This is a genomic window from Brachybacterium sp. GCM10030252 (assembly GCF_042666535.1).
In the GTDB taxonomy this organism is placed as follows: domain Bacteria; phylum Actinomycetota; class Actinomycetes; order Actinomycetales; family Dermabacteraceae; genus Brachybacterium.
The window spans coordinates 65702-80461 of the sequence record NZ_JBHTDM010000009.1 but is presented as its reverse complement, the minus strand read 5'-3'; the positions used below and the strand labels follow the sequence as shown (position 1 = coordinate 80461).

The 14760-nt window shown below is 69.0% G+C and carries 12 protein-coding genes; 5 read left to right on the top strand and 7 right to left on the bottom strand.

Annotation, left to right across the window (positions count from 1 at the left end):
* Positions 1-30 precede the first annotated feature (30 nt).
* Complete coding sequence (locus ACFQRJ_RS09025; RefSeq protein WP_377018680.1) at positions 31-1293, bottom strand: multidrug effflux MFS transporter; 1263 nt, start codon at positions 1291-1293, stop codon at positions 31-33.
* Between the two features lie 200 nt (positions 1294-1493).
* Between ACFQRJ_RS09025 and ACFQRJ_RS09020 the strand changes: the two genes are divergently transcribed.
* Positions 1494-2429 carry an aldo/keto reductase family oxidoreductase gene (locus tag ACFQRJ_RS09020; protein WP_377018679.1) on the top strand — a complete coding sequence of 312 codons (936 nt, stop codon included), beginning with the start codon at positions 1494-1496 and terminating at the stop codon, positions 2427-2429.
* 99 nt (positions 2430-2528) lie between these two features.
* On the opposite strand, the gene ACFQRJ_RS09015 is transcribed toward ACFQRJ_RS09020, so the two are convergent.
* Together ACFQRJ_RS09015 and ACFQRJ_RS09010 are read right to left on the bottom strand one after the other, a co-directional pair.
* Positions 2529-2657 (bottom strand): putative transporter small subunit, encoded by a 129-nt coding sequence (locus ACFQRJ_RS09015; protein ID WP_377018678.1) that lies wholly within the window; start codon positions 2655-2657, stop codon positions 2529-2531.
* Positions 2658-2727: 70 nt separating this feature from the next.
* A complete protein-coding gene (locus ACFQRJ_RS09010; protein ID WP_377018677.1) occupies positions 2728-4449 on the bottom strand; it encodes a sodium:solute symporter family protein in 1722 nt (573 codons plus the stop codon).
* Positions 4450-5224: 775 nt separating this feature from the next.
* Here ACFQRJ_RS09010 and ACFQRJ_RS09005 point away from each other — a divergent pair.
* Positions 5225-6133 carry a RimK family alpha-L-glutamate ligase gene (locus ACFQRJ_RS09005; RefSeq protein WP_377018676.1) on the top strand — a complete coding sequence of 303 codons (909 nt, stop codon included), beginning with the start codon at positions 5225-5227 and terminating at the stop codon, positions 6131-6133.
* A 145-nt stretch (positions 6134-6278) separates the two neighbouring features.
* Complete coding sequence (gene htpX, locus ACFQRJ_RS09000) at positions 6279-7148, top strand: zinc metalloprotease HtpX (RefSeq protein WP_377018675.1); 870 nt, start codon at positions 6279-6281, stop codon at positions 7146-7148.
* 111 nt (positions 7149-7259) lie between these two features.
* On the opposite strand, the gene ACFQRJ_RS08995 is transcribed toward htpX, so the two are convergent.
* Positions 7260-7640, bottom strand: a complete 381-nt coding sequence (locus tag ACFQRJ_RS08995; protein WP_377018674.1) for an MmcQ/YjbR family DNA-binding protein — start codon at positions 7638-7640, stop codon at positions 7260-7262.
* Positions 7641-8074: 434 nt separating this feature from the next.
* On the opposite strand from ACFQRJ_RS08995, the gene ACFQRJ_RS08990 reads away from it, so the two are divergent.
* Entirely contained in the window at positions 8075-9436 is a 1362-nt protein-coding gene (locus ACFQRJ_RS08990; RefSeq protein WP_377018673.1) for a hypothetical protein, read from the top strand.
* A gap of 135 nt (positions 9437-9571) precedes the next feature.
* On the opposite strand, the gene xylB is transcribed toward ACFQRJ_RS08990, so the two are convergent.
* Together xylB and xylA are read right to left on the bottom strand one after the other, a co-directional pair.
* A complete protein-coding gene (gene xylB, locus ACFQRJ_RS08985) occupies positions 9572-10960 on the bottom strand; it encodes a xylulokinase (RefSeq protein WP_377018672.1) in 1389 nt (462 codons plus the stop codon).
* 138 nt (positions 10961-11098) lie between these two features.
* Positions 11099-12292: a xylose isomerase gene (xylA, locus tag ACFQRJ_RS08980; protein ID WP_377018671.1), complete on the bottom strand. Its 1194-nt coding sequence runs from the start codon at positions 12290-12292 to the stop codon at positions 11099-11101.
* Between the two features lie 180 nt (positions 12293-12472).
* On the opposite strand from xylA, the gene ACFQRJ_RS08975 reads away from it, so the two are divergent.
* Complete coding sequence (locus tag ACFQRJ_RS08975) at positions 12473-13636, top strand: ROK family protein (protein WP_377018670.1); 1164 nt, start codon at positions 12473-12475, stop codon at positions 13634-13636.
* A gap of 36 nt (positions 13637-13672) precedes the next feature.
* Here ACFQRJ_RS08975 and ACFQRJ_RS08970 read toward each other — a convergent pair whose 3' ends face one another.
* Positions 13673-14716, bottom strand: coding sequence for a LacI family DNA-binding transcriptional regulator (locus ACFQRJ_RS08970; RefSeq protein WP_377018669.1), 1044 nt, complete (start codon positions 14714-14716; stop codon positions 13673-13675).
* Positions 14717-14760 lie beyond the last annotated feature (44 nt).

Sequence of the window (14760 nt, the reverse complement as noted above, 5' to 3'; positions counted from 1 at the left end):
GCTGGTGACTCTACCCGGGTGCGCGGCCGCTCACACGGCCGACGGGGTGCGCACCGCCCGCAGATGCCACGCCCAGAACGCCCCGCCGAGCACCGAGAACCCGAGCGAGGCCAGAGCCAGGGAGACGAGACTGGTGGCGACGAGCGGCGCGATCAGCCCGGCCAGCACGGCATTGAGGACGAGAGCGAAGAAGGTGCCCAGGGAGGCCGCGGATCCGCGCTGGTGCGGGAACAGGTCGAGCACCTCGAGCTGGATGGGGGCGAAGATCAGGGCGACGGTGAAGGCGATCAGCATCGGCCCGACCACTGCCAGCAGCAGCGACCAGGTCAGCCCGCCGGTGTACTCCGGGGCCAGGGAGACCAGCAGCAGGTTCACGCCCGCGGTGAGGAACGTGCCGAGGTAGCCGAACGTGATCAGCCGGCTGCGTTCCATGAGGTCGGCGACCCGGCCCACCACCCAGGCGCCGGAGACCATACCGATGATGAGCGGGACGAACAGCACCCAGAAGTCCTGCTCGCCCAGACCCAGCAGGTCCACCATGAAGATCGAGGCGGCGGCGATGAACACGAACTGGGAGGCGAAGCCGAACGCGGAGGCCGCGGCGACCCGCAGCATCACCGGCGAGCGGCCGACGTGGGCCAGGGACCCCAGCAGGGCGCCGACCCGCAGGCGGGTGCGCGCCTCCGGCGGCAGGGTCTCGGGCAGCTGCAGCGCCAGGACCAGCACGACCAGGGCGTAGATGCCGACGCCGGCGAACACCCAGCGCCAGTCGCCCAGCAGCAGCAGCCAGCCGGCGAAGATGGGCGCCAGGGCGGGGGCGACCGAGAAGATCATCATCACCCGCGACATCAGCCGCTGCGCCTCGGAGCCGGAGAACATGTCGCGGATGATCACGCGGGAGACGACGGTGGCCGCGCCGGCGCTCATCCCCTGCAGCACGCGCAGCAGCACCAGGCTGCCGATGTTGGGCGCGAGGATGCACCCGAACATGCCGAGGATGTAGATCACCAGGCCGCCGAGGATGACCTTCTTGCGGCCCAGGGCGTCCGAGAGCGGCCCGTGGAAGACGGACATCACGGCGAAGGCCGCCAGGTAGGCGGAGACCAGCTGCTGGAGGGCGACGTCGTCGCTGCCGAACTCCTGGCCGATGCGGGTGAAGGCCGGGAAGACGGTGTCGATCGAGAAGGGGCCGATCATCACCAGCGAGGCGAGGGTCAGGGTGAGGCGGGCACCTGCCTTCTCCCGTCGTGTCGTGGTCGGTGGGACGTGGGAGGAGGGGAAGGGGGTGCTCACTGAGCACAGCCTATGCCGGGGCCCGTTCCGGTCGCATCGCCGTCCCGCCCCTCGGAAAACGCTCCCTGAGACGGAGGTCCAGCGCACGGGGCCGACGACGGACTGCCATGCGCCCCGAGGGTCGAGGAGCATAGGCTCGACCTCGGCGGCGCCGCCGAGCGGTGCGGCCCATCCGTTCCCCTGCGCCCGGAGGCTCATCCATGAAGCAGTTCACCATGCCGCACACCGACATCACCGCACCCAACGTGGTGCTGGGACTGATGCGGATCGCGGAGAAGTCCGACGACGAGATCAGGACCCTGGTCCGCACCGCGCGCGATGCCGGGATCGATTTCCTCGATCACGCCGACGTCTACGGCGGGGCGAAGCACACGTGCGAGGCGCGCTTCGCCGAGGCGATGGCGCTGAGCGCCTCCGAGCGCGAGCAGGTCACCATCCAGACCAAGGCCGGGATCGTGCCCGACGGCCCGTACTTCGACTACTCCTACGACCACCTGATCGAATCGGTCGAGGGATCGCTGAAGGCACTGAAGACCGACTACATCGACATCCTGCTGCTGCACCGTCCCGACGCGCTGGTCGAGCCCGAGGAGGTCGCCCGCGCGTTCGACGAGCTGCACCGGTCCGGCAAGGTGCGCAGCTTCGGGGTCTCGAACCACACCCCGCGGCAGATCGACCTGCTGGCGAAGCACCTGAACCAGCCGATCGTGGCGAACCAGCTGCAGCTGTCGATCACCCACTCCACGTTCGTCGCCCAGGGCGTGGGGGCGAACATGCAGGGCACCGACCAGGCGCTGGTGCGCGACGGCGGCGGAATCCTGGACTACTGCCGCCTGCACGACATCACCATCCAGGCCTGGTCGCCGTTCCAGGCCGGCTTCTTCGACGGCGTGTTCCTGGGCAGCGACAAGCACCCCGAGCTCAACGCCGTCATCGACCGCCTGGCCGCGAAGTACGACGTCGCCCCCGAGGCCATCGCGACCGCGTGGATCACCCGGCACCCGGCGCAGATGCAGGTGGTGCTGGGTACGACGACCCCGCAGCGCGTGCAGGATTCCGCGGCCGGTTCGGAGATCCCGCTGACCCGCGCCGAGTGGTACGAGCTGTTCCGGGCCGCCGGCTGGATCGTGCCCTGATCCGCTCGACCCCCGACACAGAACAGCGCCCGTCGGCCCCTCTGCTCGAAGCCGGCGGGCGCTGCGGCGTGGGGACGGCTCGGATCGCCGCCGGACGGATCAGATGACCGTCTTGCCCTCCTTGCGGGCGGCACGGATGTCCTTGAGGAAGCCGCGGACGACGGCGAACAGGACGCCGGCGACGATCACGGGCCACATGAGCACGTAGAGGGTCAGGGCTGCAGCCATGGCTGTGTCTCCTTCCAGGGGTGGAGGTCGGGCGCGGCGGGGCGCGCAGCCCCGCCGCGGGGATGGTCGGTCAGTCGCGCGAGGGGACGGCGTCGAGGGACGGCCCCTCCCCGTCGTCGGCCGGCGCACTGGCGTCGGCTGCCTCGTCCTCGTGGTCGAAGTCGCCGGTGACGTCCCGGATCACCGAGAAGTCGAAATCCCGGCCGGAGCGGAAGCTCATCAGGTAGCAGACCAGGAACGAGACCGAGTAGGCCACGAGCGAGCCGCTGAGAGTCTCGTAGTCGCGGAAGAAGCCGAACCCGAGCGGCAGCAGGGCGATCGTGGCGACGACGCCGGTGACCAGCGCAGGGCGCAGCCCGAAGAAGCCGAAGGCCATGATGCCGAGCACCACGCCGACGCCGAGGATGGCGAGCAGCTCCACCACCAGCGCCCAGGCGCCGGTCAGCGGGATCCACTGGAAGCGCACGGGCAGGAACACCACGAGCGCGGCGATCACCGAGACGGTGAAGGCGGAGTTGGTGACCTTCTGCCAGTAGAAGGAGGCGATCACCGGGAACACCAGGCAGCCCCACAGGGCGCCGACGAACACCAGCAGGTCCAGGATGTTGAACTTCGCGGTGGCGAAGTACAGCGCGGCGCCGGTGGCCACGATCATGGTCGCGCGACCGATGAACACCATGGTCCGCGGATTGGCTTTGTCGCGGCCGACGGACTGGCCGTACATGTCGGCCATGACGATGGAGCTCAGCGCCGAGAGGTCCGAGTCCGCCGTCGAGGACAGCGAGCCGATGATCATCACGAAGGCGATCGCGACCAGGATCAGGGGCAGGTAGCTGCCGACCATCTGCGGCATGAGGTTGTTGACGTCGCCGTCCATGGGCGAGATGCCCAGGTACAGGGCCATCACGCCGAGCATGCCCACGCCGATCACGGTGCCGCCGTACCCGATGGTGGCAGTGATGAAGGTGGGCTTGATGAGGTCCTCGCGCACGGCGAAGAGCCGCTGCGCGATCGTCTGGTTGCCGATCGCGTAGGCGAGCACGGCGGCGATGTACGGGGCGCCCTGGTTCATGAACGCGTCCGAGGAGAAGAAGTTGCCCTGCTCCGGGGTGACGTGACCGGCCTCGACGCCCTCGGTGAACATCGAGGGCCCGCCGGCGACGAAGAACACCGCCGGGATGATCACGACGGCGGCGCCGAGCATCGCCACCACCTGCGCGAAGTCCGTCAGCACCGAGGCGCGGAAGCCGGACCACAGCGTGTACAGCAGCACACCGGCGGCGACGATGAGGATGCCGACGCCGAAGCTGAGCGGCGAGAGCATCGCGATCAGCGCGCCACCGGCGATGAAGTTGGAGGTCAGGGAGATGACCGAGCCGAGCACGTTGGAGCCGGCGAGCATCAGCTGCGAGGAGCGCCCGTGGCGGGCGTACATGACCTCGGCGAGCGTGTGCGCCTTGGGCGCGACCTTTCGGATCCGTTTGCCGAAGGGGTAGATGAACAGGATCATCAGGGCGCCCCACAGCCCGTAGTGGATGGGCCCGGAGACGCCGTAGGTGTAGCCGGCGGTGACCGAGGCGTACATCGAGGACGCCCAGATCCAGGTGGCGGTCATCGAGGCGGCCGAGACGCCGAAGCCGATGCGGTTGCCGGCGGTCATGTAGCCGTCGGCGTTCTCCTTCTTGCGGGAGATCGTCACGGACATCCACATCGTGCCGCCGTAGAACAGCAGCAGCAGGACGAGGATTCCGACGGTTCCGAGCTGGGAGATGTCGCCTGGGGCGGGCGGCATGCAGGGTCCTTTCGTCGCAGCAGTACGGGCACTTCGCGCCGGTCCGCCCGCCACGCTCAGGGCATGGGCGGGCGCGCTCGGCCGCAGTGACTCCCCACGGCGGCCGACCGGCAATCGGCCCCCGTGCGTGCGCCGTCCGCCGTCGACCCGGGCGATGCCGCGCATCTGCTCCGGGGACGTGCACACGGAGGCCGGAACCGGATCTGCACCCCTCACAGGGCACACTCCAGCACGTCGCTCTCACGCTGGGGACCGCATAGATCCTCGCACAGCGGCTCCCCCATAGCCACCTGTATGATCACTGGATGATCACGAGCAGCAGGTCATGGCGCTGAAATCAGTTGTCCGACAAACGGACACCCGACGATCCGGGCGTCCATGGTGCAACTGTATCCATCCGATGCATATTCAGAGAGGGCGCGGCGGCGCCCTGCCCGCGTCCCCGCATACCTGCCACAGCCCCCGCTTACCTGCCACAGCCCCCGCTTCGTCGTATGCGCCCGCACTGCACCCTCAGCTGCGCCCGCCTGCACCTGGTGCTCCCCATCTGAGCACCCCCAGCTGCGCCCGCCTGCACCTGGTGCTCCCCATCTGAGCACCCCCTCGATTAGGCCGGTATGGGCCGCGCTGAACGGCCTCAACGAGGGGGTGCTCGAGGAGCCGAACGGCATGTTCGCCGTCACGACCCTCGATGCGCCGCCCTCATCCCGCGGCCGCGATGCCCGGCGAGGCCACGTGGCCCGCGGCCGCGGTGCCCCGCCGGTAATCTCGAGCCATGCCCCGCATCGCCATCGTCGTCACCGACGCCGGATTCCGCGTCGACACCGATCCCGAACGGGATGTCACGCCGCTGCTGGAGGCGCTGCTGCGGCGCGGCGCCGAGGCGGAGCGCGCCATCTGGCACGATCCCGCGGTGGACTGGTCCTCCTACGACCTCGCCGTGATCCGTACGCCGTGGGACTACGTGCTGCGGGCCGAGGAGTTCGAGGCCTGGCTCGACCGGGCGGGCCGTCTGACGCGGGTGCTCAACGAACCGCAGCTGGTGCGCTGGAACATGGACAAGCGCTACCTCGCACAGCTCGACGCCGCAGGCGTACCGGTCGTGCCCACCACGTATCACCAGGATCTCCAGTCGTTCTCGTCGGCACTGACGGAGCTCGGGGCAACCGGGAGCACCGGAGCGCCGGGCCACGTGGTCGTGAAACCGGCGGTCGGCGCCGGCTCCCTCCATACCGGACTCTTCGCGCATGACGACCCGGCCGCTGCGGAGCTGGCCCGCGTGATCCTGGCCGAGGACGGCGTGGTGATGCTGCAGCCCGAGGTGCCCGAGCTGTCCGAGGGCCGGGAGAAGGCGCTCTACGTGGTCGACGGCCACGTCACGCACGCGATCGCGAAGGGCGCGCTGCTCGCCCGCGGGGGCGGCCTGCGCGGCGGGACCTACCAGGAGCGCCCCGTCGTGGTCGAGACCTCCACGCTCGAGCGGTCATTCGCCGAGCGGGTGCTGGCGGCCGTCTCGGAGGTCACCGGACTGGCCGCGCCGCTGTACGGGCGGATCGACACCGTCAATTCCGCGGAGCACGGGCTGGTGCTGTTGGAGGCCGAGCTCTTCGAGCCCTTCTTCAACCTCCACCTCGTCCCCGACGTCGCGGAGACCTTCGCCGAGGCGATCCTCGCGCGGGCGTGAGCCGCGGGCAACCAGGGGCAGGCCGAACCGCGCGGCAGCGCGTCGCGCGGGCGTGAACCGCGCCGTCATCCCACAGCGAACTCCCTACCGGCTGCGAGCCACCGGATCTATTCTCGATACACAAGCGCATCGAGGGAGGGAGATCGTGGGACGCAGCGTCGGGAACCTGGTCAAGACGGCGGCTCTGATCGGGCTGCTGTGGGGCGTGCTGCTGGCCGTGGGCTGGCTCATCGGTGGCAGCGCGCTGTGGATCTTCGCGTTGATCGGCCTGGTCGGGACCGCCATCAGCTTCTGGAACAGCGACAAGATCGCGATCCGCTCGATGCGGGCCGTCGAGGTCTCCGAGCACGAGGCTCCTGGCCTGCACCGGATCGTGCGCGAGCTGGCCGACCGGGCCGGCAAGCCCATGCCGCGCCTCTACATCTCGCCGGCCGCGCAGCCCAACGCGTTCGCCACCGGCCGGAGCCCGAGCCATGCCGCCGTGTGCTGCACGCAGGGCATCCTCCAGCTGCTGAGCGAACGGGAGCTGCGCGGAGTGCTGGGCCACGAGCTGATGCACGTCTACAACCGCGACATCCTCACCAGCTCGGTCTCCGCCGGCATCGCCGGGGTCATCACCTCCCTCGCCCAGATGGCGCTGTGGTTCGGCGGTCGCGGGCGTGAGGGCGGCGGCGGGATCATCGGCGCGCTGCTGGCGATGATCCTGGCGCCGATCGCGGCGACGCTGATCCAGCTGGCCGTCTCCCGCACCCGCGAGTACGACGCGGACCACGACGGTGCCCGGCTGACAGGTGATCCGCAGGCGCTCGCCTCGGCGCTGGAGAAGATCTCCCGCGGTGTGCAGGCCCGGCCGCTGCCGCCGGAGCAGGAGCTCCAGGACAGCGCGCACATGATGATCGAGAACCCGTTCCGGGCCGGCGGCGGCCTCGGCCAGCTGTTCTCCACCCACCCGCCGACGGAGGAGCGGGTTGCCCGCCTCCGCCGGATGAGCGAGCGGGAGATACTCGGCGGCTGACAGCGTCGATCGGTCCGCTGGTCTCGGCGCTGCGACGGTCGATCGGTCCGCTGGTCTCGGCGCTGCGACGGTCGATCCACCCGCCGGCCTCAGCAGCGCGACACCCTCTCGTCACGGCCCCTCGAACGTCTCCGGGTCGATCGGCCGCCGCGACCTCGGCAGGGAGGCGATCACGAGGCGGTAGGAGTCGGTCACCAGATCCTCGAGCAGGGCGCGGTCCACGCTGGGATGCGCGCGCACGGTGATCCAGTGCCGTTTGTTCATGTGATAGCCGCGATCGATACCGGCGATGTTCTCGCGCAGCATCCGCGCATCGTCCGGGTCCGCCTTGAGCACCACGATGGGCTCGCGCTGCAGGAACGCGGCGAACAGGACCATCTTCCCGAGCGCCTTGATGACGTCGTACTCGGGCCCGAAGGGGTGCTCGAGCGCGGTCGCCGGCAGCGAGAGGGCACGCTGGATCGCGGCCTCGTGCAGGTAGACAAGTCCCATGAGCCAAACTCTCTCCCTTGAGCGGCATAGTTCGCATCGTGCCGGATCGTATGGTCAAGGCGAAAAATTACATTAGCCCATCACACGCGCTAATATCGAGATCGAACAGTTTGCACGTCGGCAGGCATAGCCGCGTCGAAGGGGCGCATGGGCCTCTCACGGCCAGAGGTTTCGTAACGGCACTTCAAACAGAAGAGGGGCGTACCCACGCCCCCTACACCGATGCTTCTCAAACATCCGAGCACAGGAGCTCGCACAGAGCCTCGGAGACAAAATGACGAGTACGCAATGCGCTCAAAGCGCCGCGCCCAGCTCCGCCGCCTCGACACCTTCTAACCAATACCTGCGAGTCTGGCAAATGCGGGCGACCTTGACCCCGTGACCAGTTCGACACAATTTGACGAAAGTTCCGATCGAGAAGAATGGTGATTTCAATGAAGAACGGGACGCCGAGGCGCGACACCGAAGTTCGAGTAGGGCACGTCTTTGATGGGGTCGACGATGGGCTATCCGCACAGGAAGGAACCCTTATATTCGACCCTAGCTTCGGGACCGAACTCGTCCTCCCGTACCTGCGTGATTATGAGAGCGCTTCATCGCCGCATCACGCGAAGACCGCCCGACGGCTGGAGGGTGACGGCGACGGCCTTCCCAAGACGTTGGTTTTCTGTGACCCAAAGGGCAGCTTGACACTCAATGGACTGCAAGTCTCCAAGCGAGAATGCGGCCCAGTGCCATCCGGCCGAGCGCGCCCTCAACTTGTGTTTTTCGGGCGCGCCGCCGAAGTGCGCGACGAGTACGCAGTGAGGGAAGTGGCGTCAACGCTCGACGGCATCGAGGAGTTCGCAGGGTTCTCACCAATGACACTAACGGAGACGTTTCGACCCGAGGCCGGAGTCGCGGTGAGAGTCGATGTGGATGCCTCAGAAGTAGTTCACTGGGCGCACGGCGAATTCGAGTTCGAGATCCGCGCGAACCTCGCATGGCGTGCCACGGAAGGGCGCTCTTTCACTACTGAGAGCAGTGCCCCACTACTCGTCACGAAGCACCCCGAAGGCGCGACTGTCCAGGAGCACATAGGGCAACAACGTGCGATCCGGGCGCTCCTCACACTGGCATTTGGGCGCCCCCTCCGTTGGCGAAGCCACCGCGCCAAGGACTCCGCGTTCCCCATATTTACTTTAGACGGACAATCACACCCCGGACAATCGATTGAAGTCCAGTACCGTCAGACGGTGCGGAAGCTGAACCGGGAGGCCGTTCCGCACAGCCAACTCTTTGCGCCTGCTTTATCGCTACGTACGCTCGGAAGCGAAGGACTCAAGCGATGGATGCGACTCTATGACGACGAAGGAGTCCGTAGAGCAGTCGATGCAGCCGTCGCCGTCTTCGACGACGTTGAAGGGTACCTCGAACCGCAGATGATGATGCTGGCGACCGCCCTGGAAAGGTTCGCACACTACTGGAAAGGTGGTGGGAAAGCTGATCGCCTCGCGCGCAGCATCGAGCGCTGCCTTGAGAATACCGACGTCCAGTGGGAGGAGAGGCTCGGCACGACAAAGGATATCGCGAAATTCCTGGCCTGCATCAACAACGACCTAAAGCATGCGGACCGACCGAGCTTCCCCGATGGAGCCGAGCTCTACTGCGCTGTCGACCTAGCCGAAATAGTCGTTCGTATGCAACTTGTAAAGATGCTCGATCTCGGAGAGGTGGGGCGCGAAGGCTTCGAGAAGACTAACGACTTCCGTAATGCTATTGACGGGTTCGAGAGGAACAGTGTCAGCATCCAGTGATCAAGTCGCGATACGAGTCCAAGGCTGCGCCCCGAATCGGCTTCGGATTCCTGGACAGGGCTCACGCGATGCCGTGGTGAAGGTACTGGGTGCGGTATAGCCCCACCAGGGCCAGACCGGCGCTTCCCTGCCCATTCAGATCCAGTCGGCGGTGCGGTCCTTCAGCTCCCGGTAGGCGGCGAGCACCTCGGGGGTGGGCTCGGCCTCGAGGGTGCGGCTGCCGGTGACCTCCCACGCCGGGGGCCCCTCGGTGCCGGCGAGCGCCCAGGCGGCCTGGCGGGCGGCGCCGAGGGCCACGTACTCCGCTGCCGGGGCGACGGTGACGCCGCGGCCGAAGATGGCCGGGGCCAGCTGCTGGACGGCCTCGCTGCGGGCACCGCCGCCGATCAGCGTGATGCCCGCGGCGGTGGTGCCGGTGACCTCCTCCAGCGCCGTGACGCCGTCGGCCAGGGAGCACAGCAGGCCCTCGATGTAGGCGCGGGCGATGTCCTCGCGACTGGTCGAGGTGGACATCCCGGTCAGGGTTGCCCGGGCGTCGGGCCGATTCGGGGTGCGCTCGCCGTCGAAGTAGGGCAGCAGCGTCACGCCGTGGGCCCCGGGAACGCTGGCCAGGGCCAGCTGCGCCATCTCCTCGTGGGAGACGCCCAGCAGCGAACGGCCGGCCTCGAGGATCCGGGCGGCGTTGATGGTGGTGGCCATGGGCAGGAAGCGCCCGGTGGCGTCGGCGAATCCCGTGATCGAGCCGGTGGCGTCGTTGGGGCGGGCAGAGCTGACCATGGCGCACACGCCGGAGGTGCCGATGGAGACGGAGACATCGCCCTCGCCCTGGGAGAGGCCGAGGGCGGCGCCCATGTTGTCCCCGGTGCCGGCGGCGATCGCGGCGCCGGACGGGGTGCGGGCCATGACCTCCTGCGGGGTGCCGGGCAGCCGCGGCAGCTCGAGGGTGCGGCCGAGGGCGAGCTCGACGAGGTCGGGCTTCCATTCCTCGGTGCGGGTCGAGTAGTAGGCGGTGCCGGAGGCGTCGCCGCGGTCGGTGAACGCCTCTCCCCCGCCGGCGAGGTGACGGGAGACATAGTCGTGGGGCAGCAGCACGCTGGCAGCCCGGCGGGCGCTGTCGGGTTCGTTGTCACGCACCCAGCGCAGCTTGGAGGCGGTGAAGGAGGCGACCATGAGGCTGCCGATCTCCTCGACGGAGGCCTCCGGCCCGCCCATCTCCTCGATCAGGGCCTCGGCCTGCGGGGCGGAGCGGGTGTCGTTCCACAGCAGCGCATCACGCACCACCTCGCCGCGCTCGTCCAGCAGCACCATGCCGTGCTGCTGGCCGCCGACGGCGACGGCCTCGGCGCGCTCCAGCAAGGGGCCCGCGGCCTCGTCGACCGCGTCGAGCCAGGCTCGCGGATCGACCTCGGTGCCGTCAGGGTGGGCGGCGCGGCGCTCCTCGAGGACGGCTCCGGTCTCGGCGTCGACGAGCACTGCTTTGGTCGCCTGGGTGGAGGAGTCGATTCCGAGAACGGAGGGGGCCATGAGGGGTCCTTTCCTGCGGCGGTGGAGGCTGCGGCGGTGGAGGGTGCGACGGCGTGGAGCGAGGGCAGGGCACGGCGAGGGCGGCGCACGCAGCGATCCTACGTGCGCCGCCCTCGGCCAGTCAGACGGGTCGGCCGATCAGGCGCGGAAGCCCAGCAGGTGCTGCATGGCCAGCTGCTGGAGCCGCACGAAGCCGTAGTTGCGCTCACCGGCGGCATCGGCGTCGAAGTCCTCGTAGGTGGAACGGTCCGCGAGGACGTCCTGGAGGGACTCGCCCTCGCCGATGGTGGGCTCGGCCAGCTCGCCGATGCCGGAGTAGGCCAGCGCCTCCTGGACCTCGGAGTCCTGACGGAACGCGAGCGCGCGCTCCTTTAGCATCAGGTACATCTCCATGTTGGCCGCGGCGGAGTCGTACTGGCCCTGCTCGTGCTCGGTGCGCGAGGGCTTGAAGTCGAAGTGGCGGGCGCCCTCGTAGGCGCCGGGCTTGGACGGGAAGCCGTTCTCGAGCAGGTCGACGGTGAAGAAGGCGCTGATCAGGTCGCCGTGGCCGAACACGAGGTCCTGGTCGTACATCGGGCCGTGCTGGCCGTTGAGGTCGATGTGGAACAGCTTGCCGGCCCACAGCGCCTGGGCGAGGCCGTGGGTGTAGTTCAGCGTGGCCATCTGCTCGTGGCCGGTCTCGGGGTTGATGCCCACGATGTCGCCGTGCTCAAGCTGCTCGATGAAGGCCAGCGCGTGGCCGACGGTGGGCAGGAAGATGTTGCCGCGGGGCTCGTTGGGCTTGGGCTCGAGGCCGATGCGGAGGTCGTAGCCCTTGTCCTTGATGTAGCCGGCGACGGTGTCGATGCCCTCGGCGTAGCGCTGCATCGCGGCCAGGAGGTCCTTGGACCCGTCGTACTCGGAGCCCTCGCGGCCGCCCCACATCACGAACGTCTTCGCGCCGAGCTCAGCGGCGAGGTCGACATTGGCCAGCACCTTGCGCAGGCCGAAGCGGCGCACGGAGCGGTCGTTGGAGGTGAAGGCGCCGTCCTTGAAGACGGGGTGGGCGAAGGTGTCGGTGGTGACCATCTCGATCACCAGGCCGGTCTCGTCGGTGACCTTCTTCAGCTGATCCAGGACGCGCTGGCGCTCCTCGGGTGTGGCGTCGAAGGGGATCACGTCGTTGTCGTGGAACGTGAAGCCCCAGGCGCCCATGTCGGCGAGCTTGCGGACGTGCGCGGTCAGGTCCAGCGGCGGGCGGGTGGCGGCGCCGAACTGGTCCTGGGCCTGCCAGCCGGTGGTCCACAGACCGAATGAGAACTTGTCGTCACGGGTGGGGGTGGGTGCGGTCATCGTGAGCGCTCCTTCATCGGATCATCGGGCGGACGGCAGGCCCGCCAGGGGTCGTCCCTACGGGATCGCGGCAGGCGTCTCGACCTGGTCGCCAATCCTTAGTAAGTTTCCGTTACTAATCTAGACGTGCGACGCTGTCCGGCACAAGTCGGAGCCCGGGCGGCCAGGAGGAGGAACCGCATGCAGTCGATGCACCTGCGCGAACACAACCTCTCGGAGATCCTGCGGGCGCTCGCCGAGGCCTCCTCCCCCACCTCGCGCGCCGGCCTGTCGAAGCTCACGCGGCTGACCAAGCCGACCGTCTCCAAGCTCGTCGAGGAGCTGGTCGAGGCGCGTCTGGTCCAGGAGGACACTCCCCTCTCCTCCGGGTCCGGGCGCCCGATGGTTCCGCTGCAGCCGGCCGCCGGCACCCTGCTCGCCGTGGGGCTGGAGATCGCCGCCGACCGCATCTCCTGCCTCGGCATCGATCTGGCCGGCGGGACCGTCAGCACGTACACCGAGTACCTCCAGGTCACCGCCACGTCGGTGGATCAGGCGATCGAGGTCGCCGCGCAGCTCGTCGGCCGGGTCCGGGCCGACGCCGGTGCGCTGCCCGTGGTCGGGGTCGTGGTCGCCGTGCCCGGCCGCATCGCCCCGGACGACGGCCGCGTGCTCTCGGCCCCGAACCTCGACTGGACCGAGGTGCCCCTGGTCGGGCGCCTCCAGCAGCATCCCGAGCTGGCCGACCTGCCCGTGCGCGCGCAGAACGACAACCGGCTCTCGGTGCTCACCGAGATCGGCCACCGGCCCGGGGAGTCGTTCATCTACGTGCGCGGCTCCACGGGCGTCGGTGGGGCCGTGGTGCTCGGCGGATCCCTCCTGGACGGCGTGCACGGATGGGCCGGCGAGTTCGGGCACACCGTCGTCGCTCCCGGCGGGGCGCAGTGCCGCTGCGGCCGACGGGGATGCCTGGAGGCCTACGTCTCCTACCACTCGCTGCTGGAGCGCGCCGGGCTGGGGCAGGAGGTGCGCATCGAGGATCTCGTGGACGAGCTCTCGGCCCGCACCGACCGCGCCGAGGTGATCGGCATGATCGGCCGCTCCCTCGGGCTGGCGGTGGCCAATGCGCTGAACGTCCTGGACCTCTCGACGGTAGTGCTCTCGGGCTATCTCGCCCCGATCGCCGATGAGCTCGCCCCCGTGATCCGCGAGACCGTCGAGGCCCACGCACTCGCCGCCGAGGCCGGGCCCATCTCCATCGAACGCTCCGACGGGGTCACCGACCCCGCCCTGCGCGGCGCGGCACGGGCGGCGCTGCAGCCGGTGTTCGAGGCCCCCGGGCAGTGGATCGAGCGGATGGGCTGAGGGCGGGGAACGGTGGGCGGACGCTCGGTAACGGCGTCAGCTCTCGCCGACCGGTGCGGTGGATTCCCGCTCGATCAGCTGCGTCTCCAGCTTGAACGGGTGAGCGAACAGCCCCGGGTCCGAGGACAGCGCCAGCAGCCGCTCGACCGCCACCTGCCCCATCGAGAAGAGCGGCTGTCGCACCGCGGTCAGCTGCGGATGCGTCCAGCTCGCGATCATCGTGTCATCGAAGCTGACCACACTGAGGTCCTCCGGAACCCCGATGCCCAACTGCCGCGCCGCCCGCAGCGCCCCCACGCCCAGCGTGTCCGCGACCGCGAAGATCGCCGTCGGCGGCTCCGGCAATCGCAGCAGACGATCCGCACCGCGCTGACCGTCCTCGTAGTCGAAGCTGCCGTGCTCGATCAGGTCCTCGTCGACCGCGATACCGGCCTGCCCCAAAGCCGTGTGATACCCCTGCACCCGCTGCCGCGCCGGCACCGAATCCTCCGGTCCACCGATCAGCCCGATCCGACGATGCCCCAGATCCAGCAGATGCTGCACAGCCGCCGCACCGCCCTCCCAGTTGGTGGCGGAGATGGCGACGACGCCCTTGGTGCCAGGGCCGATGGTCACGGGGTCGATCGCGATCAGGGGCAGCTCGAGATCCTTGCTCCAGCGGGCGTGCTGCGGGCCGATCGGGGAGGTCACCGCGATGAGCCCCTCGATCCCGCGTGCGGAGAGGTCGGCCATCTGCGCGCGAGTGGGGCCTGCGTAGCCGTCGGCCTTGGCGTCGACGCTGATCACGAGCAGGTCCACGCCGGCCCGGCGGGCGGCATGCTCGGCGCCCTCGAGCACCTGCAGGGCGTAGGGGCTGGTCAGGGTGTCGAAGTGGATCATCACCGAACGCCGGCGGTCGCTCTCGCGCCGCTTGGGCTGGTACCCGAGGTCGCGGGCCGCGTCAGCGACCTCCTGGCGGGTCGAATCGCGCACGTCGGCGCGCCCGTTCATCACCTTCGACGCCGTCGCGAGGGACACGCCGGCCTTCTCGGCCACATCCTTCAAGGTGACCCGGCCCAGCCGCGCAACGTCCTCTGACATGTCCTGTCCTCATCCTCGCGTCTCGATACGGCCCCACGTCGCCC

Excerpts from the sequence above, each read along its gene's own strand:
- ACFQRJ_RS08995 (WP_377018674.1), bottom strand. The coding sequence starts at position 7,640 with ATGGGACTTGTCTACCTGCACGAGGCCGCGATCCAGCGTGCCCTCTCG.
- ACFQRJ_RS08975 (WP_377018670.1), top strand. The coding sequence starts at position 12,473 with ATGCAGTCGATGCACCTGCGCGAACACAACCTCTCGGAGATCCTGCGG.
- ACFQRJ_RS09010 (WP_377018677.1), bottom strand. The coding sequence starts at position 4,449 with ATGCCGCCCGCCCCAGGCGACATCTCCCAGCTCGGAACCGTCGGAATC.
- ACFQRJ_RS08990 (WP_377018673.1), top strand. The coding sequence starts at position 8,075 with ATGAAGAACGGGACGCCGAGGCGCGACACCGAAGTTCGAGTAGGGCAC.
- ACFQRJ_RS09020 (WP_377018679.1), top strand. The coding sequence starts at position 1,494 with ATGAAGCAGTTCACCATGCCGCACACCGACATCACCGCACCCAACGTG.
- xylB (WP_377018672.1), bottom strand. The coding sequence starts at position 10,960 with ATGGCCCCCTCCGTTCTCGGAATCGACTCCTCCACCCAGGCGACCAAA.
- xylA (WP_377018671.1), bottom strand. The coding sequence starts at position 12,292 with ATGACCGCACCCACCCCCACCCGTGACGACAAGTTCTCATTCGGTCTG.
- ACFQRJ_RS09005 (WP_377018676.1), top strand. The coding sequence starts at position 5,225 with ATGCCCCGCATCGCCATCGTCGTCACCGACGCCGGATTCCGCGTCGAC.
- ACFQRJ_RS08970 (WP_377018669.1), bottom strand. The coding sequence starts at position 14,716 with ATGTCAGAGGACGTTGCGCGGCTGGGCCGGGTCACCTTGAAGGATGTG.
- ACFQRJ_RS09015 (WP_377018678.1), bottom strand. The coding sequence starts at position 2,657 with ATGGCTGCAGCCCTGACCCTCTACGTGCTCATGTGGCCCGTGATCGTC.